At 43.5% G+C, this 23,390-nt stretch carries 21 protein-coding genes and 1 tRNA gene; 13 read left to right on the top strand and 9 right to left on the bottom strand.

The genetic code is table 11. The features are described 5' to 3' along the window. Positions 1-92 precede the first annotated feature (92 nt). The 4 genes from U0033_RS24620 to U0033_RS24605 all read left to right on the top strand — a co-directional run bounded on the left by U0033_RS24620 (position 93) and on the right by U0033_RS24605 (position 5,595). A complete protein-coding gene (locus U0033_RS24620) occupies positions 93-518 on the top strand; it encodes a nuclear transport factor 2 family protein (RefSeq protein WP_072365995.1) in 426 nt (141 codons plus the stop codon). Positions 519-532: 14 nt separating this feature from the next. Beyond that, positions 533-751 carry a hypothetical protein gene (locus tag U0033_RS24615; RefSeq protein WP_143150954.1) on the top strand — a complete coding sequence of 73 codons (219 nt, stop codon included), beginning with the start codon at positions 533-535 and terminating at the stop codon, positions 749-751. Between the two features lie 45 nt (positions 752-796). After that, the gene (locus U0033_RS24610; protein ID WP_072365991.1) at positions 797-2,422 is read left to right on the top strand and encodes a hypothetical protein; all 1,626 of its coding nucleotides are present in this window, start codon (positions 797-799) and stop codon (positions 2,420-2,422) included. A gap of 197 nt (positions 2,423-2,619) precedes the next feature. Beyond that, the gene (locus U0033_RS24605) at positions 2,620-5,595 is read left to right on the top strand and encodes a glycoside hydrolase family 9 protein (protein WP_072365989.1); all 2,976 of its coding nucleotides are present in this window, start codon (positions 2,620-2,622) and stop codon (positions 5,593-5,595) included. A 43-nt stretch (positions 5,596-5,638) separates the two neighbouring features. Here U0033_RS24605 and U0033_RS24600 read toward each other — a convergent pair whose 3' ends face one another. Beyond that, positions 5,639-6,625, bottom strand: a complete 987-nt coding sequence (locus U0033_RS24600; RefSeq protein ID WP_072365987.1) for a YhdH/YhfP family quinone oxidoreductase — start codon at positions 6,623-6,625, stop codon at positions 5,639-5,641. Positions 6,626-6,687: 62 nt separating this feature from the next. Then, positions 6,688-7,629, bottom strand: a complete 942-nt coding sequence (locus U0033_RS24595; protein WP_072365985.1) for an NADP-dependent oxidoreductase — start codon at positions 7,627-7,629, stop codon at positions 6,688-6,690. A 97-nt stretch (positions 7,630-7,726) separates the two neighbouring features. On the opposite strand from U0033_RS24595, the gene U0033_RS24590 reads away from it, so the two are divergent. Continuing rightward, the gene (locus U0033_RS24590) at positions 7,727-8,602 is read left to right on the top strand and encodes an AraC family transcriptional regulator (RefSeq protein ID WP_072366046.1); all 876 of its coding nucleotides are present in this window, start codon (positions 7,727-7,729) and stop codon (positions 8,600-8,602) included. Positions 8,603-8,663: 61 nt separating this feature from the next. Here the strand turns inward: U0033_RS24590 and U0033_RS24585 are convergent, their stop codons facing one another. Beyond that, the gene (locus U0033_RS24585; RefSeq protein ID WP_072365983.1) at positions 8,664-9,098 is read right to left on the bottom strand and encodes a MarR family winged helix-turn-helix transcriptional regulator; all 435 of its coding nucleotides are present in this window, start codon (positions 9,096-9,098) and stop codon (positions 8,664-8,666) included. A gap of 102 nt (positions 9,099-9,200) precedes the next feature. On the opposite strand from U0033_RS24585, the gene U0033_RS24580 reads away from it, so the two are divergent. Together U0033_RS24580 and U0033_RS24575 are read left to right on the top strand one after the other, a co-directional pair. Beyond that, the gene (locus U0033_RS24580) at positions 9,201-10,043 is read left to right on the top strand and encodes a dienelactone hydrolase family protein (RefSeq protein WP_072365981.1); all 843 of its coding nucleotides are present in this window, start codon (positions 9,201-9,203) and stop codon (positions 10,041-10,043) included. A 200-nt stretch (positions 10,044-10,243) separates the two neighbouring features. Continuing rightward, a complete protein-coding gene (locus U0033_RS24575; RefSeq protein WP_072365980.1) occupies positions 10,244-11,500 on the top strand; it encodes a chloride channel protein in 1,257 nt (418 codons plus the stop codon). Between the two features lie 18 nt (positions 11,501-11,518). Here U0033_RS24575 and U0033_RS24570 read toward each other — a convergent pair whose 3' ends face one another. Then, entirely contained in the window at positions 11,519-12,805 is a 1,287-nt protein-coding gene (locus U0033_RS24570; RefSeq protein WP_072365978.1) for a hypothetical protein, read from the bottom strand. 167 nt (positions 12,806-12,972) lie between these two features. Here U0033_RS24570 and U0033_RS24565 point away from each other — a divergent pair, with 167 nt between their 5' ends. Next, positions 12,973-13,758 (top strand): glycoside hydrolase family 16 protein, encoded by a 786-nt coding sequence (locus U0033_RS24565; RefSeq protein ID WP_072365976.1) that lies wholly within the window; start codon positions 12,973-12,975, stop codon positions 13,756-13,758. A 70-nt stretch (positions 13,759-13,828) separates the two neighbouring features. On the opposite strand, the gene U0033_RS24560 is transcribed toward U0033_RS24565, so the two are convergent. Next, the gene (locus U0033_RS24560) at positions 13,829-15,634 is read right to left on the bottom strand and encodes an AMP-dependent synthetase/ligase (RefSeq protein WP_245801882.1); all 1,806 of its coding nucleotides are present in this window, start codon (positions 15,632-15,634) and stop codon (positions 13,829-13,831) included. A 93-nt stretch (positions 15,635-15,727) separates the two neighbouring features. Between U0033_RS24560 and U0033_RS24555 the strand changes: the two genes are divergently transcribed. The 4 genes from U0033_RS24555 (at position 15,728) to U0033_RS24540 (ending at position 17,709) form a co-directional block, all read left to right on the top strand. Then, a tRNA-Glu gene (locus U0033_RS24555) sits at positions 15,728-15,799 on the top strand. A gap of 111 nt (positions 15,800-15,910) precedes the next feature. Continuing rightward, the gene (locus U0033_RS24550; protein WP_072365974.1) at positions 15,911-16,501 is read left to right on the top strand and encodes a hypothetical protein; all 591 of its coding nucleotides are present in this window, start codon (positions 15,911-15,913) and stop codon (positions 16,499-16,501) included. Further along, positions 16,464-16,790: a transposase gene (locus tag U0033_RS24545; protein ID WP_072366377.1), complete on the top strand. Its 327-nt coding sequence runs from the start codon at positions 16,464-16,466 to the stop codon at positions 16,788-16,790. Before U0033_RS24550 ends, U0033_RS24545 begins: the two co-directional genes overlap by 38 nt. Then, the gene (locus U0033_RS24540) at positions 16,774-17,709 is read left to right on the top strand and encodes an IS3 family transposase (protein ID WP_322518429.1); all 936 of its coding nucleotides are present in this window, start codon (positions 16,774-16,776) and stop codon (positions 17,707-17,709) included. Before U0033_RS24545 ends, U0033_RS24540 begins: the two co-directional genes overlap by 17 nt. Before the next feature lie 562 nt (positions 17,710-18,271). On the opposite strand, the gene U0033_RS24535 is transcribed toward U0033_RS24540, so the two are convergent. From U0033_RS24535 to U0033_RS24525, 3 genes are all read right to left on the bottom strand, one after another. Further along, a complete protein-coding gene (locus tag U0033_RS24535) occupies positions 18,272-18,688 on the bottom strand; it encodes an ATP-binding protein (RefSeq protein ID WP_072365437.1) in 417 nt (138 codons plus the stop codon). A 51-nt stretch (positions 18,689-18,739) separates the two neighbouring features. Continuing rightward, the gene (locus tag U0033_RS24530) at positions 18,740-18,967 is read right to left on the bottom strand and encodes a hypothetical protein (protein WP_322518430.1); all 228 of its coding nucleotides are present in this window, start codon (positions 18,965-18,967) and stop codon (positions 18,740-18,742) included. A gap of 463 nt (positions 18,968-19,430) precedes the next feature. Beyond that, positions 19,431-21,674 (bottom strand): 2OG-Fe(II) oxygenase, encoded by a 2,244-nt coding sequence (locus tag U0033_RS24525; RefSeq protein ID WP_072365433.1) that lies wholly within the window; start codon positions 21,672-21,674, stop codon positions 19,431-19,433. Between the two features lie 535 nt (positions 21,675-22,209). Here U0033_RS24525 and U0033_RS24520 point away from each other — a divergent pair. Further along, entirely contained in the window at positions 22,210-22,386 is a 177-nt protein-coding gene (locus U0033_RS24520) for a hypothetical protein (RefSeq protein ID WP_177318729.1), read from the top strand. Positions 22,387-22,601: 215 nt separating this feature from the next. Here the strand turns inward: U0033_RS24520 and U0033_RS24515 are convergent, their stop codons facing one another. Beyond that, positions 22,602-23,057, bottom strand: coding sequence for a MaoC family dehydratase (locus U0033_RS24515; RefSeq protein WP_072365426.1), 456 nt, complete (start codon positions 23,055-23,057; stop codon positions 22,602-22,604). Positions 23,058-23,390: the final 333 nt, after the last annotated feature.

Genomic DNA, 23,390 nt, shown 5'->3' with positions numbered 1-23,390 from the left:
ATCCTCTTCAACGACCTCATGAAAGCGGCCATGGCACATAGCAGTGGGATAACCTGCGGGAACCCGTCTCTCCTACCGCTAACGGACATACTATGATTGATGGCACGACTACCATTACAGACCTGGACAAGACGGCGGAGAACAAGCTATTCATCCAGGGTTTTGTGGAAAAATTCCTGGTGGGTGGTGATGCGTCTGTTATTCCTGCATACATTAAGGCACACGGCTATGTGCAACACAACCCACATATTGCCGATGGCGTGGAAGGTTTACAACAGGCACTGGCATACTTTGCTGCCAATAAAATAGGCTTTAGTTATTCAGCTATTCACAAAGTGCCGGGAGAAGGTAACTTTGTACCCGTGATCAGTGAAGGACAGATGGCAGGTGTACACAGCACATTCTATGACCTGTTCCGTGTGGAAGATGCAAAGATTGCAGAACACTGGGATGTGATTGAAGCAATTCCTGCTGTTGATAAATGGGAAAATCAAAATGGAAAATTCGGTTTCAGATAAGCTATCAGCACATTTTGAAATCATTCACAGGTGGCTTTGGGCCTGAGCAAACACGCACAGCTCAAAGCACACCTGACGAGTATCATACCCCTGATCCTGTCCTGCTTCCTTTTAACAGGGAGCATCCGGAAGTACCTGTTGCCATTGCCGATACGCCCTTTCAGTTAGAAGGAAATATCCGACTGGATGATCGCATTACTCTATTAACAGGCAAAAACACATTAGGAATTTAAAGATTCGTGTTTGACCTTTGCGGGATTGTTCAAACACCACATGCTATGCCCTTTTCCTCGAACTATGTAGTGGTCAAATACCTTCTTATTGGTACTTTTGTGGCCGTTGGTTTCATTGCCAAAACAATCAAAAAGTCTACAACTGAAGATTATCCCTACAAGAATGATCCACCTAAACCCGCTGAACCGGAAATAGAACCCGACACCCGCATTAACGTAATTACTGACGCCGGGCGATTGGAAAAATCAAGGGCTGAAGCAAAAGCGAAATCAGAAAGCGAAGTGCTTACTATCAGTAGTCTTGCAAAGTGTTTCCGCAGGAAAGATCCTTCGGTGATCTTTCGCATTGTAAGGATCCTGAACGGACAAGATGCTGCTCAATGCAATGCTCTTTTAGGCGCGCTTACCAAAAACAACAGTGATGAGCTTACTTACGCCATCACTGACAGCCAGATGATCCAGGCTATCCTCGCAGCCGTTAGCCAACCTGAGTTAGAAGAAAAAGCAGTAGAACTGGCAGGTACTGTGAAGCTCAGTGGTTTCCCTGAAGTATTCGAAAAGAGACTGATGTCCGGCAACTCGACGGTACCTGATCGACTGATCTATTGGCTCAGCCATAGTGAAAAAGGAGCCAGTATGCTGCCTTACCTGGAAACGAACCTGAACTTTTATAGCCTGGGTGACTGCCTGCGGGTGATTGCAGAAAATGGTAACCAACTGGTGCAAGACCGTGTAGGAGAACTGGCATTGAAAGCAGATAAAAATCTTCCGGGCGTGCTGGAATGCTGTTTTTTGTATGGAGATGAACGTGTAATACCTATTGCCCGGGAACACCTGAAACACCGCTCCTTTTCCGGCCTGGCACTGAGTATGCTGATTCGCTTTGATGGCCCTAAATATTTCAATGAATTATACGAACTGCTGAAAAGTCTTTCAACCTTTGATGATGCGCTATATGTAGTGGAAAAGATGGACAAGGGTAATATAACCGATAGTCTGCTGAGAACTATTATTACCCAGCTGGAAGCCACCCGGGACTTCGCTGACGCCCGCTGTTATCAACTGGCAAAGATCCTGATCGACAACGGTAAAGCAGAATGGTTAAATACGCCAGGGCAGCTTTCCGAAAACAGGCAAATGGCAGCGGCTATAGATAAGGCATACAAATTTGCAAAAATACAGCTGCACACCATAGTTACAGACCTCCGTAAAGCATCGCTGGTGCCGCCTCACTATAGCGATAGTCAACTCGAAACACTCTGGAAAATATCCGGGCATCCAGGAACCTTCCTGATTAATTTCCTTGATGAACACGACAGGATATTGCGGTATGATGCTGAAACGGGTGAAGCCCCGGTACCATATGCTGAGCTGATGCAGGAATATAAAGCGAAGTCACTGGGTACACTGAACCACCTGAATGTGTGGGCAGATGCAAATGGTGAAAAGTTCACTATTCTTAGCAAGGATAGCGCTTACGTAGTAACACCAGGTAGTTCAGGTGACTGGTACGATGTACCACTGGTGAATGAACTGATAGCGAAAATACTGACTGACTTAAATTGTACTGAGCGTTTCCTACCGGTCAATACAGGTGATCAGGCAGTCATGTATGTATTTGGTTATCCCGCGAAGGTCCATCCACTCATCAAAAAATACTTATCCTTCTAAAGCAAAGCTGCCTTAGTCGCCGCAGTTGACCGATAAAGCCAATCAACTGCGGCAATTTTTTGTTTATCCACAATTATTCCCTAAACTTGTGTTACCATATCAAATTCTTAAAAGCACAATATTAAACCTATAATATCTTCAAGGGCCAGATTTAGATACCCATTGGCTCCTTTACATTGATTTTTAAACAGTATCCGATGAAAACCAGATTTTCCCTCTTAATTGCGAAGGGAGGCAAGTTATTGCGCCTACCCCTGTTCGCCACCATCCTGACGATGGTATCCCTCAAACCCACGTTTGCACAGAGCTACAACTATGCAGAAGTATTGCAAAAGTCTATGTTCTTTTATGAAGCCCAACGCTCGGGAACACTGCCTGCTGACAACCGCGTCACCTGGCGTGCTAACTCAGCACTCTCGGACGGGAGTGATGTAGGCCTTAACCTGACAGGTGGCTGGTATGATGCCGGCGATCATGTAAAGTTCAACTTCCCGATGGCCTTCTCTGCTACCATGCTGGCCTGGGGTGCGGTTGACTTTGCAGATGGTTACAATAATTCAGGTCAGATGAAATACCTGAAAAGTAATCTTCGTTTTGTGAATGACTACTTCATTCGCTGTCATACCGCACCAAATGAACTGTATGGCCAGGTAGGCAACGGCGGTACAGACCATGCGTGGTGGGGATCTTCAGAAGTAATGGCTATGACCCGACCTGCGTATAAGATCGATGCCACACATCCGGGCTCTGATCTGGCGGCAGAAACGGCGGCGGCAATGGCGGCGGCCAGTATGGTTTTCAAAACAGACGATCCTACTTACAGCGCGACCCTGCTCTCACACGCTATCCAGTTGTACAATTTTGCTGATACCTATCGTGGAGTATATTCTGCTGCCATTACTGATGCAGCAGGTTATTACAACTCCTACAGTGGTTACAACGATGAACTGGTGTGGGGGGCTATCTGGCTCTACCGCGCTACCGGCAATGCTACATGGCTCACAAAGGCAGAGACTTACTACGCAAACCTATCTACAGAATCCCAAACCGCCATCAAATCTTACAAGTGGGGCCTTGCATGGGATGACAAGTCCACCGGCTGTTATGCCCTGCTGGCAAAGCTCACCGGCAAAGCCCAGTACAAAGAGGATATTGAAAGACATCTTGACTATTGGACAGATGGTTACAATGGATCACGCATTAACTATACGGCAGGTGGCCTTGCCTTCCTGGATGTATGGGGTGCGCTGAGATATGCCATCAACACAGGTTTCCTGGCTGCTTACTACAAAGACGCGGCGACTACTACCGCCAAAGGTTCAAAATACTACACTTTTGCAAAGTCACAAATGAACTATGCACTGGGTAGCAATCCAAATAACCGCAGCTATGTATGTGGCTTCGGTAACAATCCTCCTGTAAAACCTCACCATCGTACAGCGCATGGTTGCTGGACAAATAACCTGACAGGTCCTCCGGCAGCATCAAGACATATCCTGTATGGCGCACTGGTAGGTGGTCCTAACAACGATGACTCTTATACGGATGATCGTGGCAACTATGTGAATAACGAAGTAGCGACGGATTATAATGCAGCTTTCTCCGGCCTGGCAGCAAAGCTGGTACAGGAGTATGGAGGTACACCATTGGCAAACTTCCCTGTAGCAGAAACACCTACCGGCGAATTTACCATTGAAGCTAAAATTAACGGTAGCGGTACTACGTATACTGAATGGTCAGTGTGGGTAAACAATCATACTGCATGGCCTGCACGTATTGCATCCAAACATGTATTCCGCTTATTTATTAACATTACAGAAGGCCTTAGCGCAGGTTATAAGCCGACTGATTACGTAGTTTCTTCCAATAATGCAGATGTAACTTTTACACAATTACAAGCCTGGGATACTGCCCAGCACCTTTACTATACTGAGGTCACTTACAACGCTTCTCTCAAAATCTGGCCGGGTGGTCAGGGTGAGTCTAAGAAGGAATCCCAGATCAGGATCCGACTGCCTTACGAAGCACCAGCCAGTGCATGGAGCGCAGCCAACGACTGGTCTTCACAGGGAGTAGATGCTACGCTGAAAGAAGTGAGCAATATTCCACTGTATGTAGATAATAAGCTGGTATATGGCAGCACACCTACACCAGCTGTAGTTGTACCGGTGACAGGTATCACCGTTACACCGGCTATTGATACCCTGAACATCAATACCACTGCGCAACTAACAGCTACCGTATTACCATCCAATGCGACCAATAAATCCCTGACCTGGTCTTCTGCTAACACCGCTATTGCAACTGTAAGCAGCACAGGCCTGGTGAGCGGAATCGCAGCTGGCAGTGTAGCCATCTTTGCAACGACGGCCGATGGTGGCTTCCAGGACACCAGCTATGTGTATGTAACGAATGTGGTAGCACCTAAACAATACACCATCACAACTGCGGTATCAGGCACTGGCAGCATCGCACTCAGCCCTGCAGGTGGTACTTATACACAAGGTACTGTGGTAACGCTGACGGCTACAACAGGCAGTGGTTATACGTTCAATAACTGGAGCGGAGGCATCGCTGACACGCTCAATCCGGTCACCGTTACAGTGAATAGCAACCTGTCCATCACAGCTAATTTCAAGCAGAATGTGAATACAGGCAGCTGTGATAATCCTTCTGTAGTAGCATTGCCTTTTGCAAAAGATGGTGCCGGTGAATTCTGTTATGTGATAGCAGGTAATATTTCCTATATCAATTCATGGAACCTGACTAAACTGGAGATCAATGGTGTGGATTATACCAACAAATGGTCTAATAGCATGCCTGCGAGAGTAAATGGTAACTACTACGTACACTATGTAGCACCTTATAACTGGTCTCATTTTGAAGCAGCGGGTACTGAAGCCAGTGCAAGACAGGCGGCGGCAGCAATAACTACCTCTGCTATTTATCCTAACCCGGTTACCCAGCATAGCTTTGCTATCCGTATTGCGGATAAGGCAATTACTGATGTAGTTGTCACTATCACAGACATGTCTGGCAGGGTTGTGTTAAGGAAATCAGCGAAGGCAAACGAGACAATGACCATTCCATCTGCTATACCAACGGGTATTTACAGCGTGGAAGTAAGCACTAAAACAAAGAAAGTGATGAGCACTAAACTGATGATTCAGTAAAAAAAAGGAGCTTCTGCCTTTACCGGCAGAAGCTCTCTATATGTTATGCAAGCCTTACCAGGGTTCTTCCCTGTACCTTTCCTGCTAATATCTGGTTGATGCTCTCTCCTAATTTCTCCAGCGGAATTTCATTCGCCAGTTGTGTTAGCTGCGCAGGCTTCCAGGTAGTCGCCATAGCTTCCCACACTGCAGCTCTTTTCCCTAATGGATATTCAACAGAATCAATACCCAGCAATTGTATCCCTTTCAGGATAAAGGGGAATACGGTCAAAGGCAGTGGGCCGCCATTCACCATGCCACAGGCAGTTACTGCCGCGCCATATTGCAAACTCTTCACCACGGTAGCCAGCACGTTGCCACCTACAGTATCAATACCACCTGCAAATCTTGGTTTCAGCATCACCCTGCCACTGGCATCATCCATCTCGGCACGTGGCAATACTTCCACCGCACCCAGTGATTGCAGGAACTCCGCCTGCTTGCTGCTCACTGCTGTTACCTGGTAGCCCAACTTACTCAGGATAGCTACTGCAATAGAACCCACGCCACCACTGGCACCCGTTACCACAATCTTGCCATCCGCAGGTTGAACCCCTGTTTTCAGCAATGCCTGTACAGACAACGCGGCGGTAAACCCTGCCGTGCCATAGATCATGCTCTCCCTGAGTGAGAGGCCCTGTGGCAGGCGCACCAACCATTTGGCCGGTACACGGATGTACTCCTGGAAGCCTCCGCTGGTATTCATGCCAAAGTCGAAGCCGGTTACAATTACCTGGTCGCCGGGTTTCCAGTTATCGTCAGTAGAGGACACTACTTCGCCGGCAGCATCTATACCGGGTGTATGTGGATATTGCCTGGTTACGCCTTTATTGCCCGTTGCGGATAAGGCATCTTTATAGTTGAGAGAGGAATAATGTACCTTAATGATGACATCGCCCGGAGGCAGGTTGTCTATGAGTTTATCAACAATAGATAAAACAAATTTCCCGTCGGCTTCTATCACCTGTACTGCTTTGAATGGTTCCGTCATAATAATCCTTTTTTACAAAATATGAAATGCGGATTGACCATTCAATGACGGTGAACAGTTCTCTATTTAATTGACAATACGATTTTCCCACGGGTTCTGCCTTCCAGCTGTAGCTGGTGAGCCAGTTCAATCTGGGAGAAGTCATATACATTCAGGTTTGGTTGCAGGATACCTTTGCCCAGCCATTCAGCCAGTACCTTCATGTCAGCCCCGCTGGACTGTACGAGATAGAAGAAAGCATTGACGTCTTTTCCTTTGGCTAGTTCCTGCATTGCTTCAGGTACTGCATTCGGGATTTTGATATAAGTACCGCCCTTCTTCAGGGTGCTGATAGTAGAAGCAAAATCCTGGCTGCGTACGTTATCCATCACCAGGTCTGCATCTCTGACGATTTCGGTTTCCTGCTGTGTTTTGTAATCAATGTGCTCATCAGCACCAATACTGAGGATGTAATCTTTATTGGCAGCGGAAGAGGTACCGATCACATATGCACCCAGTTGTTTAGCTATCTGCACAGCAAAGTGCCCTACCCCACCAGCGGCAGCGGTGATCAGTACTTTCTGGCCTTTATTCAGTTTGCCCTGCTGTAGTAGAACCTGGTAAGCGGTGAGCGCAGCCAGGGTAGTAGCTGCGGCTGCTTCGTGGGTAACATTTGCCGGCTTCAGGGCCAGGTGGGCAGCTGGTGCCGCTACGTATTCAGCATACGCTTTACCATGACCGGGAAAATTCACCATTCCAAATACTTCATCACCAACCTTAAATTCCGTTACATGATCTCCCACAGCGCTGATTACCCCACTGATATCCCAACCCAGTATTACCGGTAATTCGTCTTTCAGCCAGCGGGATACACCAGTGCCTCTGTGCGTTTGTACATCAACAGGATTCACACTCAGGGCTCTTACCTGTATCAATACCTCGTCTGCTTTAATGCCGGGAACCGGCACCTCTACATAGGTTAATTTGTCAAGTTCATTAAAGCTGTTAATTATGATCGCTTTCATTATTCTGTGTTTTGGATTAATTTACAATGCAAAGATGCCGCGAAGCGAAAGGGCGGGCATTGTAAAATTCAAGGTATTAAAAGTATGTTTTGAGGTTATGTTAATAGAAAATACCATACATCCATTTACAGTAAGTGTCGAAGAGCTTGAGGCATGGAGCCGTCGTCCGCATAAGCACAATTTCTTTGAACTGGTATATATTGAGAAGGGAAGTGGCAGACAGTGTATCAATGATCATAACATTGCCTATGCGGCGGATAACATCTTTTTATTACCTCCGTTTGACTGTCACTCTTTTCAGATTCATGCTCCTACGCGCTTTGTATTCATCCAGTTCAATGCACTCTTTTTTCAAAAGGATACGCACCAGCAGATGGATTATTCCAACTGGTTTAATAACCTGCATTACATCATCAGCACTTACAATCGTCAGCCGGGTGATATTATTCACAATGCCAGCGATAAAGCCCTGCTGATAAACCTGATCAAAGGCATTGAACATGAGTACAACAATAAACAGGAACAATCAGACAGTATTATCAGGGGCAATATGTTTGCACTCTTAAACATACTGGTACGTAATTTCGAAAATACATTCAGAGAAAATAACCCGGTGCCTGACAAAGCAGCCGGCGATATGCTACAGTATATTCAATACAACCTGTTTGACAACGATAAATTGCGGGTAGATGCACTGGCTAGTGAGGCTAGTGAATTCAATCTTTCTGCCAATTATGTCAGTGAATATTTCAAGAAGAAAACGGGAGAAAGCCTCAAGGAGTATATTCTCAAATCCCGTGTGAATGTGGCCTATAGCCGTATACAAAATTCAGGAAAGTCTATGAATGAAATAGCCTGGGAACTGGGTTTTACAGATGCCAGCCATCTATCCAAAATGATTAAAAAATACTTTCCACCCAGTCAGCAGCATGTGGCCGACAATACTGCCAGCTGCATCACTGCATCATTATAACATATTTCCCAATACCAGCGGCACCATCAAACGAATGGTTTTGCAGCTATATTTTTAGTAATCATAATTCTGTCAATACAGAAAGCAGGTCCAATGCTTTCTTAATCACCTCCTTTTCTTCCTGTGTATATTTCTCTGATACCATGAGCGCCAGCCATTCTTCTCTTTCCCTGCGGGATAGTTCTACTTTTTGTTTGCCTTGTTTGGTGAGTGTAACCACAGTTTTGCGGCCATCAGCAGGAGCACTTTTCCTGGAGATATATTTAAGTCCCTCCATCCTGTTCAGTACCTGCGACATGAATTGAGAGGAGATGCTTAGCTGGGCACTCAGTTCAGAAGGAAACGCTTCTTTCTGGACCATGAGGATGCTCAGCACATTGAATTCAGCGATGGATAATTGTTCAGGATTGCTTACCTGCTTACGCAGACGTTTGTTCATGATAGTTACCAGATTGCGGATCCCGTAAGCAATTTCTTCGTCCTGATTATTAAACATATGCCTATTAAATTAACTTTGCAAAGTTACTTTGGTACTTCCAAATAAACAAGGAGAATTCCCTACCTTGCAAATCCAATTACTCACTTCAAATACTATCAGATGAAATTCACACTCGGAACTCTGCTTGCGATACCAGCAGCCGCGCTCTTGATGACCGCATGTAATAATGGCGCGTCGACGAATACTGAAAACAAAGACAGCACAAAGACACCTACTGTGCAGGTTACGGATGTTACTATCGAATCAAATGGTGTTCCGCTGAACAGCGTTGTCGCTTTCAATGATGATACAGCTACAAAGAAACCCGTGATCGTGATCGTACCGGAATGGTGGGGCCTGGATACCCATGTAAAGACGGTGGCACAGCGCCTGGCAGAACTGGGTTATTTTGCGGTAGGTCTGGACATGTATGGCAATGGTAAACTGGCTGACAATCCGGATTCTGCCCAGGCATGGGCGACTCCTTTCTATAAGAATCCTAAAATGGCTTATGAGCGTATCGCTGCTGCTGTAGCGAAAGCAAAGACTTATGCTCAGGCGGATACTTCAAAGGTAGCTGCTATCGGCTTCTGCTTTGGTGGTACCTGCGTACTGAATGCGGCGCGCCTGGGGATGCCACTGAAAGGGGTGGCTAGTTTCCATGGAGGGCTGGCTACCTCACTGCCTGTTTCAAAAGATCTGTTCACAGCAGCGGCCCTGATCTGTCATGGTGCGGCTGATAAGTTTGTATCTCCTGAAGAAGTAGCTACATTCAAAAAGCAAATGGATGCTGCGGGAGTGAAATATGTGTTCAAGGAATATCCAAATGCCACCCATGCATTTACGAATCCTGCTGCGACAGCAACCGGCAAGAAATTCAATATGCCTATTGAATATAATGCGGCGGCTGATACTGCCAGCTGGAATGATATGAAGGCATTTTTGGGTGCTGAATTAAAATAATTGAAAGCGGCTGTCTTAAAAGTAATATGAAGGCTTCGGGGATCGTTTACCGAAGTTTTCATATTACTTTTAAGGCAGTCCTCTTATTTTCACCCTTCTCGTATTAAACTGATTATCAATAATAAATAAAATATTCTATCGTCAACAGGTCATTATGTCCTAACTTTGCCTCGCCAATTAGGACTTAAAGATCAAATTTCATGCGCGATAAGATTATTAGGGTCAATTACTACAAATTGGTAATTGCCTCGTGTTTTGCAGGTTTACTGTCGGCCATCCTGGCCAGTGTTTTGAAACATATTACCGAGTATTACGAAGACCATTTCTTTGAATCGATCAGACCTTACTCCTTCTTATTTATTGTTTTTCCGCTGATCGGCCTGGTGTTAATTCATGTATTACGCAAGTATGCTTTCCGAAAGAAGCCCAATAAGGGTATTAAAGAAATCTACCTCACTTTGGATACCCGCCGCAATGAACTCCCTGCATATAAGATCCCTTCTCACTTCATCAATGGCTTCCTGACTGTCATCTTTGGCGGCTCTACCGGTGTGGAAGTATCCACAGTGGTATCAACTGCTACGATTGGTGCTGTGACCAGGCAAAAAGCCGGCATTGCTAACCGGTTTAAAACAGAACTGATTTGTGCAGGTGTAGCCGCTGGGTTAACAGCATTGTTCGGCAGTCCATTTGTAGGTTTATTATTTGCGCTGGAAGTGATTGCAAAAAAGGTGACTAAGACCATCCTGATCAGTACCGGCATTGCTGTTGTCATAGGTTGGGCCTGGTTACTTTTATTCCATGAGCATGTATTATTCGGACTGAATGCATTTCCCTGGAAATGGCAGGCGGTACCCTATATGATCGGTATGAGTGTGATTGCGGGTATGATTTCGGTGTTCTTTACAAAGACGGTGATTGGTATCAAACATCGCTTTGGTATCATGAAGAATGAATATATGCGTATCGGGCTGGGAGCAGCGATCATAGGTATAGGTATTTTCATCCTTCCTCACCTGTTTGGAGATAGCTATAGTGGTGTAAAAGATATGATTGATCATGCCAGTCATACCCCTCTCTCCTTTACATTTGCATTCACCATCCTGGGAATTGTGTTACTAAAGCCGGTTATTTCATCAGTGACGCTGGGGGCAGGTGGTGATGGGGGTGTATTTGCACCCAGCATTGTAGTAGGTGCTTTGCTGGGGTTACTGGTAGCATTGACATGTAACCAGTTTTTCCACACGCAACTGATCGTAAGTAACTTTATTATCCTGGGTATTGCGGCCATGTTAAGTGGCGCTATTCATGCACCACTGACTTCATCTTCCCTGGCAGTACGTTTATCAGGCAGTTTCATACTGACTGTTCCAATCCTGGTAGCCAGCCTGGTAGCCCGTTATACTGCCGGGAAAATATATCCGTACACGGTGTATAGCTATAAAGATCATCATTAGCGCGATGATAATCTTGCCCTAATAGCCGTAGCCTAACTGATCGGAGCGCCGCTCACCTAATGCACGGTAATCCATCTTATTCAGCGCTTCGGTGACCTTAGGTCTGTCTTTGTAAATAGATTTGTGCTGGTAATTGTAAATGCCCAGCCCTATATGAAAGAAGAAACCACAGCAGACCACTACTTTTAAGACTTTCAGCGCCACTGCCTTTTTTGAGATCAGCCATTCATAACAATAAAAGCTGTAGATCATGGGCAGTGGCAACAACAAATAGAAGGTATGTGAAGAGGGTCCTTTGATAGAAAAGAAAAAGCTAAAAAACAGTAAGGCATATGCGGCGATATTCAGCCAGCGCATTTTTTTCCACTGCTCATGCTGCGTTTTGATAAAGAACCCGATAATTAACAAGCCCACCTGCAGGAAGCCTATCACCAACAAGAACACGATAAATGGAATCATCCAGTATTGGGTGTGCATAATGATATCCTTGTCTGTAGAATCCCCTAATACATAAGGCACTTCGTAGGTGGCAAATGACAGGTAACGCAATAAGATCGTGACGATGTTGCCGAAATTACTCCAGTTGAATACGATGTTCTCTCCTACCTTACCGGCCATTGGGTCCGGATGTAACCAGGTAGGTATCAGGGTGGCTAATCCCAGCAATCCACCCAGGATATAGCAAAGGATGACCTTTTTATTGGCTGTCTTTATGGAAAAAGCCATGGCCACCAGGGTAAATGGCATCATCAGCACCCATGACATGTGCAACTGCATTATGAAGGTAGTGGTGATGCCCATGATGAAATAAGCAAGCCCCGGCTTGATAAGTTTTTCAGTATAGATGGGCAGTAATTCCAGTACAGCGATGAAAAACGGAATGGAAAAGACCAGTACATAGGATGGGTTGACAACCCGGGTACTATAATACAAGGTCCAGGGGGTGGTCATACACAGGATCCATACGAGCCAGTCCGGCACGCCTTTCACCCTTCGGGTAATATACCAGGCCAGCATGCAGAGACTGCTGAAGGACAGGACATTTAAAATAAAGGTGGGAAGTTCCGGCAATTTCCAGAGATAAAAAGGAAGTGCTACCAGCAGCCCCTGTAGAGCACCAGGGATCTGTGTATGAGTATAGACTACATCGGGGCCATAAAAAGGCCAGGTACCCGTAGTATATGACTTCAACCCAATCAGGTAGATCTGCAATTCATCTGCAAACCAAAATTCCGCACATAGGCCATAGATTAGCCTGAACATAAATAACCCTGCCAAAAGCAGGTATAGTTGCTTTTTCTTCATGTATTTTGTCAGCCAGGGGATGTAAACTTAAAATGGATGAGGATAGGGATTTTAAGAACCGGAGGTTCCCGGTTTTTTTTGATTTCGCATCAAAGTAACACATTTCTGCGATGTCATTATATAGACCATATTAAAAAAACCTCTTTTCCTCATCAAAATAAACCATCATGAAAAACACATTCATGACGCTGGCCCTAGCTTTCATTGCTTTTGGCAGCTGTAAGAAAGAATCCACGCAACAAGCAGCGACCCCTGCCACGGAAATGGCTGTTGGCGCCAAAGTGAGCGCAGCGGCATCCACAATTTCATTTAGCGGGTATAACTGGACGGTACGCAACGAAACCGGCACTTCCGGCCCGGGCCCTAATTACTGGAGTAATAGTTCCAGCAATGTATGGGTAGACGCCAATGGCTTCCTGCATCTTAAGATCAGGAAAGATGCTGCCACGGGCAGGTGGCTGTGTGCAGAAGTGTATACTAATCAATCATTTGGCTATGGCACCTATGTATGGCAGGTAGAAGGCAGGGTTGATTCACTGGACAGGAATATTGTTTTCGGCCTGTTTAATTACAAATCAGGAGATGACGGGCACCATGAAATGGATATCGAGTTCGCCCGCTGGGGGAATAATGCATGGCCTAATTACAACTATACCGTGTATCCCCAGACAGGGAGCGGGAATGCGAATTACACTGCGGAGCTGAAGTTGAATGGTAGTTATACTACCTATAGGTTTATACGGAATAGCAGTAGTGTGTCATTTTCCGGGTTCCATGGACATACGCAGGCAGCTGCGAATGCATTTTTCCCATGGACAACGCCTTCAGGGTATAATGTGAGTACGGTGGCGATGCCGGTGCACATGAATTTGTGGTTGTTTAATGGTAATGCGCCTTCAAATGCAAAGGAGGTGGAGTTAATTGTTCATTCATTCACTTTTACAGCGCTTTAGTAGTAATAGGATCAAAACCAGGGCCGGCCTTCAGACAGCCGGCCCATTTATTTTAAGAAAACCTTTTTAATTAATTAGCATTACTTTTTACATTGTAAATACCTTCAATCACCTCCTTGTACTTTTCCAGCACCACTTTCCGCTTTAAACTCATTTTCGGCGTCATCTCCCCTCCTTCCACACTCCACTCATCCGGCAACAGTGCCAGTTTCCTTACCTGCTCTACATGGTTGAACCCGGAATTATATCCTTCAATCACCTCCTGGTATTTTTCCAACACTTTCGGCTCTTTAATAGCCGCTTCATGGCTTGTAAAAGGAATTCCCTGCTGCTGCATCCATTGTTTTAAATATGGAAATGCCGGTACGATCAGGGCACTCACAAACTTCCTGTCAGCCCCTATTACCATCATCTGCTCAATGAAAGGATCCTCTTTACATTTATTTTCTATCGGCTGAGGGGCTACATATTTACCCCCACTTGTCTTGAACAGTTCTTTTTTACGGTCGGTGATCTTCAGGTATTTTCCTTCCTGCAGGATACCGATATCGCCGGTGAGTAGCCAGCCGTCTTTTACCACCTCTGCTGTCAGGTCGGGTCTCTTATAGTATCCAACCATCACAGAATCGCCTTTAACGCATATTTCCCCATCTTCAGCCAGCTTTACCTGAAGGCCCTCTAAAACGGGTCCTACGGTGCCAAATCTGACCTCTTTCCGGGTATTTACACTGATCACAGGACTATTCTCGGTAGGGCCATAACCTTCGTATACGGGTATTTTAGCGGCCCAGAAGATGCGGAGTAATTTTTCCTGGCAGGCGGCACCACCTGTTACAATGAAATCCACCCTGCCACCAAGGGCTGCTCTCCATTTACTAAAAATGAGTTTATCGGCCAGCGCGAGTTGCAGATTGTACCAGGTCCCTCCGCTTTTTACGTTGTCATAGCGGGTAGCGAGGCCTACTGCCCAGAAGAATAAGGTCTTTTTGATACCGGTCAGTTTATTGCCGGTGGCAAGGATCTTATCGTATACCTTTTCCAGCAGGCGGGGTACGGTGGTAAATCCATCGGGTTTTACTTCCCGCAGGTTATCGGCAATGGTATCCAGACTTTCAGCGTAGTAAATGCTGGTGCCACTGTAGAAGTAGATATAGGTGACGCATTTCTCGAAAATATGGTTCAGCGGAAGGAAGCTGAGCGCTTTTTTAGCAGGATCGTCATAGAAAGGGAATGAGACCTTGCCCATGAAGGCATCACTCACAATATTGTGATGACTGAGCATCACCCCTTTTGGCGTACCGGTGGTACCCGACGTATAGATGATAGTAGCCAGCTGCCGGGGCGATATTCCTGCTTTTACCTCCTGCACTTTTTGCAGCAGTTCTGGCGTCGCCATGTCTGTGACTGCCGACCAATGCGACACATCAGGAAGGGGGTCAAAGGTGTAGATCCCTTTCAGGTACGGCAACTGCGGTCGTATGCTGTTGATCTTGTCATACAATTCCTGATTGCCGATGAAGAGGTACTTCACTTCGGCATCATTGAGGATAAATTCCAGTTCCGGGAGGCTGGTAGTGGGATAAAGCGGTACGAGGACCGCCCCGGTTTGCTGAACGGCCAGATCGGTAAAGATCCATTCTGGTCGGTTCGAGCTGATAATGGCAATTTTGTCGGCTCCGGCAGCGGAACCGTCGTTACCACTAACGCCCAGTTGCAGTAACCCGGCACTGAATTTATCGGCGATTTCTCTTACGAAAGCAGTGCTGTAGCGGGTCCAGGTGCCATTCACCTTGGCCGCGAGCATGTCTTCTTTAGGGAACTTTTCGAGTTGATAATCTATGGCATCGAACAGCCTATCCTTACGTGAATGCATCATAAAACGTGAAAATGCGAAAATACGTCCGACTTTTTTGAAATAAATTTTGAATTATTAAATAATTGTCTACCTTTGCAATCCCAATCGCGAAACGCCGCGTTGGTCAATCGGCTAAGACGCCTCCCTTTCACGGAGGAATGACGGGTTCGACTCCCGTACGCGGTACGAAGAAAGAGGAACATCAATTGATGTTCCTCTTTTGTTTTATAACCTACCTATAACACTCCCACCTAACACTCATATTTTTCAATATATTGTGTATAGAATTTCCTAACTATGAAGCACTCTTTCCTTTGCCTTGCATTCCTACTGCTGACAGCTACCTGCGTTTTTTCCCAAACTACAAAAGATAGCACATGGATTGAACAGTTCAAAATATTTCGGGATGGAATTTATCACCATGACAAAGAAACGGTTAAACAGTTCTTTGATTTTCCTATAAAAGGAGATTATTGTTGGTCTTATGCACGAATGAATATTGCTAATGATGACAAAGCCACTGACAATGCACTTCAAAAGCTGGAAAAAAATATTAGTCCTCTCACAGAGAAGCTATTTGACCTTTACTTTGATCAAATCTTCTCAAAAGAATTTATCTCTTCTTTAATAAAAATTAAGACGAAAGAATTATTCCAAAAAAGAGAAATAGAAACACCAGAACTATCAGCGGATAAGGTCTATGCTTATAAGATCATTGCCAAATTTGAGACAGAATCAAAAATACTTACCCTTAATTTTTTGATTTATCCTAAAATAAAGTCCACGGAGTATAATACTCCCCTAAAAACGGACAGTAAGTTTAAGTGGAAAAACATCTTAAATTTACAATATGAACAAGGGAAGAAGAAAGTTCAATGCAGCGTTTAAAGCGAAAGTAGCTATCGAGGCCTTAAAGGAACAGCTGACCTTAGCAGAGCTGGCCGAGAAGTATGATATACATCCTACTCAGATAACAGAGTGGAAGAAGCAACTGCTATCAGGGTCAGAGGATGTGTTTGACCAGGGAAAGAAGGCAGGTAGCGATGCCTCAGATCATCAGGAAGAAAAAGACGAACTATATAAGCAAATCGGTCAACTCAAGGTAGAGGTCGACTGGTTGAAAAAAAAATCTGAGCAGGCATTTGGGAAGAACTGGAAAGATGGCTTTAGTAAATAAGGAGGACAATGAGCTCAGTATTGTACGTCAGTGTCAATTGCTGGAAGTATCTCGTAGCAGCCATTACCATGAGCCCAAAGGAGAAAGCAAATTAAACCTGGAGCTGATGGAGCAGATAGACCGTATGCATTTGGAACATCCCTATTTTGGGGCAGAGCGCATGGCAAAACATCTGAGTACACCAGAGCTACATGTTAATGTGAAGCGGATAAGGCGATTGATGCGGAAAATGGATATTTCGGCCATATATCCCGCCCCTAATACAAGTGAGGCATGTAAGTGGCACAAAACATATCCATACCTGCTTCGGAACCTGAAAATAGACCGGAATAATATGGTTTGGAGTATGGATATAACTTATATTCCAATGCCGAAGGGTTTTATGTACCTGTGTGCGATTATAGACTGGAATAGCCGCTATCTGTTATCCTGGACACTCAGCAATACCATGACAGTGGAATTTTGTCTGGAAGCGCTTGAAAAGGCCATTTCTATTTATGGAGCACCAGAGATCTTAAATACGGATCAGGGCAGCCAGTTTACCAGTGAAGACTTTACAACAGCTGTATTAGGTGCTGAAATTCGCCTAAGCATGGATGGAGTAGGACGAGCCACTGACAATATCGCAATCGAAAGATTTTGGCGTAGCATCAAGTATGAGAATATCTATCTCAATGCTTATGATAGTACATTGGATTTATACAAGGGAATTCACAGGTATGTGGAATTCTACAACTGGGAACGAAAACATCAAGGCCTGGAATATAAGACTCCTGCTGAGATTTATGGAGCAGCTGATAAGTTATCCACATATCCACAGATATCAACAAAGAGAAAAAAAGAACCAAAAAAAGAGAAAGTTTATAATAGTAGTAATAGATTTGATTCTTTAATTAATAATTCACCTATTGCTGTCTAATAAATGGGGAGTATATAAGATGATGACTCTCCCAGTGGGAGCAAATGGGAAAACATCATGATGCAGTTCTCCTTCATAAAAGGCAAGCTAAAATTTATGACATTATCGATGGCTGGATAATTATCACCATGTTGACATTAATGTAGTGATCAAATTAAAATAGCGCATGAAAAAGTTTGGTCAATAAGCAGCCTTTTTACCAATGGGCAGTTTTTTTTGTTGATAAACATCTCTTCTAGAATACCCGAATCTACCGCACGCGCTTTCTTTTCATCATCAAAGCCCCCAGTACGCTCACAAAAAAATCTCCTTAAGACTGCCCCAATGAATAAATACTTGTCGTAATAGTCCATACAAAAACCGGCGAATCGACCTTCGGTACCACCCTTTTAAAATTATTTCAGATATCTGAAATAATTTTACTTTTAGAGAATAATAACTACTTCTCATGTAAGCGGGAAATAGACCTCAGATTATATGCATGCACCCTTTCTCTATACCATGATGTTCCTTCTTCTTTTAAACCAATTTCTCTTTTCATCCCCTGATATCTTACCACTTTTTATAGCTCACTTGTTAAGAAATCCATCAGGTTTTTTTGAATTATTCCATTATTATCCTGACCAATTAACAAATCATTCAACGTAATCACATACTTAGGATAATTGTCTTCTATTTTTAACAGATTCCCAAATTCCCTGTTGGCAGTACTTTCATCCATAATAGTAAGACAAACCTGAAAATAAATTTTAGCCCCATTTTTATCTACAACAAAATCTATCTCTTTATCACCTAACGTTCCTACAAACACTTTATAGTTTTGCTGTATTAAAAATAAGTAAACAGCATTCTCCATAAGTTTATGAATATCGGCACCTTGATTAAAACAAACAATTGCATTACGCAGACCCAGATCTTCAAAATAATACTTCTCACCGATTTCAAATATTTTCAGTCTTCCAATTTCTGATCTTACCACCTTATGTACAAAGAAGGTATTGCACAACGCCTGCAGATAGTTAATAGTTAGCTACGGAGAGATATCCACTCTTTGGGATTTAAGATACTTACTGATATTGCTGGCAGAAAAAAAACTGCCTGTATTGTCTGCGAGATAAGTTACCAGATTTTCTAAAAATGAAACATTCCGGATATTCTCACGGGCTACAACGTCTTTTAACAAAATAGTGGAGTAAACATCTCGCAGATATTCATAAGGTAGATCTTCCTGCAATCCGATATTACTTAAAAATGGCATTCCTACATACCTGAGGTAAAGTATTAGTGATTCGAATTTATTCTCAAGTTGGTGAAATTGCAAAAACTCCTGATAACTCAGACTATGGATATTGAATACTAAATATCTGCCAGACAAAAATGTAGCCAATTCACCTGATAGCATATTTGCATTACTACCCGTACAGTAAATATCACAAGAACCCTTCGCCAGCAAATACGAAGGGTTCTTTCAAATTCCTTCACTTCCTGTACTTCATCTATGAAGAAATAATTATTTCCGCCAACTATAAATTTATCTTCAAGATAAGTGCTTAAACATGGGGCAATAGTTGTCTTGCTCCCTGACGTGGATTCCATTAAGACAACAGCGAGGCTTAGCTTTAATGCATTTGGGATTTTGACTTCTACCTTCTTTAAATGGCCCATGCAGATTTAACATTAAGTATTAAATCTGCATGGTAAAAGAGAAAACCCAACATTCCTTACTTTATTTTTTCTAATATTTCAACATCCTCTTTCCACTTAGCTAGCTCTCTTTCATATGCATATTGCGTTTTAGTAAGCCTGAGTGTATGAGGAGATCCCCTCCTGATGGTTTCCATTTCAATGTCAATAACAACATCTCCGATAGCATACTCCATTTCCTTCCGTTTTTCTAATATAGCCTGATAATTAAAAATTTGTACAGTAGCAGATTTGAGAAAATCTGCCAGGATATCCCAAACATCTCCATAGATACCAGCTTTTTTAGGCACAGGTCTTGACCAGCTAATGGGAGGCTTAGGTTTATCCAGTACCCTGCGCTGTAGATCGCTTATGCAAACTGACAATAATTGCTCGGCGAGATTTGATTTGTTATCAGCACCTAGTATTTCAGCTATCAGAATGTCATTTACATATTCTCGTGTTAGTTTTTGGGTAAGGGCTGCTGTTATCTTCTTGTGCCAGTTTTTTTCTCTGATCACTTTCTTCCCGTCGATTTGCAAAAGGTATCGTAAGATCTCCCTGATACCCTTTTTCTCATTTTCCGCAGTTAATTTTAGGTTTTCCAAATAGCCAGGTATGCACGAGGCTTGTTGTTCCACAAATGCCCTTGCTGAAGAGGAACTATCCTCCAACAAATCATTGAAGATGCCTAACAGATGCCTGATAACCGACACTTCTTTTTTATTGCCGGCGGTTAAGAAAATATTTTCAAATTGGTCTATTGGATAATGTTTGACCAGCTTTATCCATTTGTCAACAGCGATCCGTACAAAATGATCCGTCAAAAATTGCGAACCTTTATTCAATAGATACTTCTCATCATTCAGGTTCATCAGCCAATCTGCCAATGGACTATAATCAGCTTTCTCTTTCAGGTGCTTTACAGACATCCCTGCTTCTACCAGTTTTTTTGTGAGGGCGATATCTACCTTTGTGAGGGTTTTCCAGTGCCGGTTATAATAGTCTATCCATTCCAGCTTATTTTCAGCATCAAGATCTATCACCATGTCATAATGGTACTTTCGAGGCCACAGGAAAATAGCGCCATAGTGATACCAATATTGCATTTCCATACCTGCATTGCCAGTATAGCCTTCGGCAGCCTTTTCTATGGGCTCTCCCTCATTAAGGGTTATGGCTGATATAAGGTCCATCTCATCGAACTGAATATTTCGCAATGGCGGTATACCTCCCTTCATCCAATGCTCGATGCAAACATATTCATCATACACCTCCCCTATTATTCCATTTCCTGTTAAATTCTCATCGTCATACTCCTCATAATAACGATTCCGTTTCCTATAGTTACGACCTGAAGACGATTGTTTAGTATCATCTTCCGTTAGCTCACCCACTTGATAGGACGTAACCAAACCCGGTTTTATATAAAATTCTGCTAACTCCGCTGCCCTGATAAGTGCCTCTGCCTTATGTCTGTCGTTTAATTTCAAGGCATTCATAGTGAAATTGGAAGGGGTATATTGATGCCCCAATAGCACAATTTTGGGAATATCCTGGTCTTCTTCACTGGCCTTCAAAAGTTCGGCGAGTTGCTTTACCTGATCGTTCAGCTGTTGTGGCTGAATTTTCCTATCTGCCTTAACCTGAACCAGGTTATATACCAGGCAAACCCGGTAACCGGATGTAATGGGCCTGATCTCATGCTCACAATCAGCATAAAAGGCCGCAAATGGAATTTGATACTTGTTGACCGGGTCAGAAAAATCAATAACCTCACTGCATCCGTCAAATTTTACAACTAACTCTCCCCCTGTATGGCTGGAAGGTAAACCTATAATAAGCGTACCGAACATTCCCGGCTCCTTCTCAGAATCTTTATGAGGTAGAAAGAAGTCCCCTTTCTGATATATCAGCAACTTGTACAGATTTGCAGAAACCGAAAGCCCTTCAAGCCCCATAGAAGGCTTGATTTGCTTCAAAATACCGTCTACAAATTCCCCCCATTTTTTATTAACAAATTTTATCTGGTTAGCATCAATTTCCCACGCACTCCTCACGGCTTTGTCGAGCACTGTTTTGCTCCCCTTACCGAATGGTGCCTGGTGTGCTATTTTGATCAGCGCTTTAATTTGGGTAGCATTGATAGGAAACCCGATTTCATCCATGCCCCGGATCTGTAAACCAGGGAAGAGGAAAGGCTGAACTCCACTACTTACAAAGGAGCCCGTTCCTTTAATCTCTCCCAAAATGTTCAGCATCTGTTTCCCAAAGTTTGCCATGTTGTCCGATTAAGGTTGTTAGTAATATGAGGTCGTGAAAAATATTGCTGCCAAATATCGTTAAATAAAAAATTCTATATCAAGCACTCATAGAAAGCTTCTACCTGCTACAGGATTTCTACAGATTTTATACAGTACTTTGCCGTTTATTTGTTATGACCATTAGCAAAACACGGTATTCTGTCATGGTTAATTTTGTCATTTTCTTCCTGCTTGTCTCCTTTTTAATAAGAACGATATTTTTAGGATTGGTATGGCAAAAAGCAGGTATTACATTTTCAGCGATATTGAATGTCTATGCAAAGGGATTTGTTGTTGATAGCCTGGTAGCTTTATTCTTCAGTATCAGTTATTCGCTATACTTGTTATTCCTGCCTCAGAAATTATCAATCAGCAGTGTTCACAAATAGATTTATTCCCTACATTATTGGGTTTACCTCATTGGCAATATGAAACAATCTGGTATGTACAGGATGTGTTGAAGCCAACCTATCAACCCAGAGCATGGGTAGCTACCTACCAAAAACCGGGCTATATGCAACATGATAGTCTGGCAGTGTTAAGTTACCAACAACAGATTGGCGTATTTAAACGGGAAAAACAAACTGATGATTTACAATCAATTAAGATAGATAGTCCGCTTATAAAAAAAGCCATAGCCACTTATCAAACAACCTATTATTTATATAAAACGGGAGCAATGAAAGAATAAGCACCTGGCGCTCTGAAAGAAGCATTCCGAATATTCACTAAGGCCCCGGATATCGCTGAAAACAGGGTAGCGCTTATTCTCATAGCCGTGGGTGCTTCATTGGCCCGTTGGCCCCGGCTATACAATTCTATTAATAAGTCCGAAAGACTGAGGTAAATGAAAAGAGGGAACAATACAAGCGTATCGTTCCCTCTTCCAATATCTTACTACCTGTATTAGAAATGGTACAAAAACACCACATCCCCAACATAAGCCGGCTTATTCTTCCCTTTAATATTCAACGTAGCCGTAATTACCACCTTTGTCACCCCTCTCAAATCAACGATTGACTTCAGCTTCGCATTCAACTGCACCTCATCATTCACCAACACCGCCTGGCCAAATTTAAAACTCTCAATTCCGTAGTTAATCTCCATCTTCACATTACGGATATCCGCAATCTGCTTCCACAAATAAGGGATCAATGACAATGTCAGATAACCATGGGCAATCGTCGCCTTAAACGGCCCCTCTCTCTTTGCCCTTTCCTCATCGCAATGGATCCATTGATGATCAAGCGTTGCATCGGCAAATTTATTGATCTGTTCCTGGTCTATTTTATGCCATTCAGAATTACCAATTTCTTTACCTTCAAATGCTTGATATTCTGCGAAACTATTGACGATTACCATACTTCCTTTTATGATTAAGTGTTAAAAAGAACCTGACTATATCTTTTTCTGCCAGGAAAAAGCGAATTTATAACATAGTATTATTTTTTCATAATGTCTTTCTTGATCCCTGCTCCCCCACTCACCCCAAACCTTCTCTAATTAACATTTTTCTCAATTAACTGTTTGAATTCAGCCACAATAGACACAACCAACTGTCAACCCTCCGCAAATGAATAATTATTTCCCGCAATATATTGAATACTCAGGCGAACACATACGAATAATTCTTTATAACTATTTGACATTGAACCATTAGCCTGTCGGGCTCATGAAATTCTACTTACCTTTATA

The sequence above is a fragment of the Chitinophaga sancti genome, from assembly GCF_034424315.1.
In the GTDB taxonomy this organism is placed as follows: Bacteria; Bacteroidota; Bacteroidia; order Chitinophagales; family Chitinophagaceae; genus Chitinophaga; species Chitinophaga sancti.
This window is presented reverse-complemented; position numbering and strand designations above follow the sequence as displayed.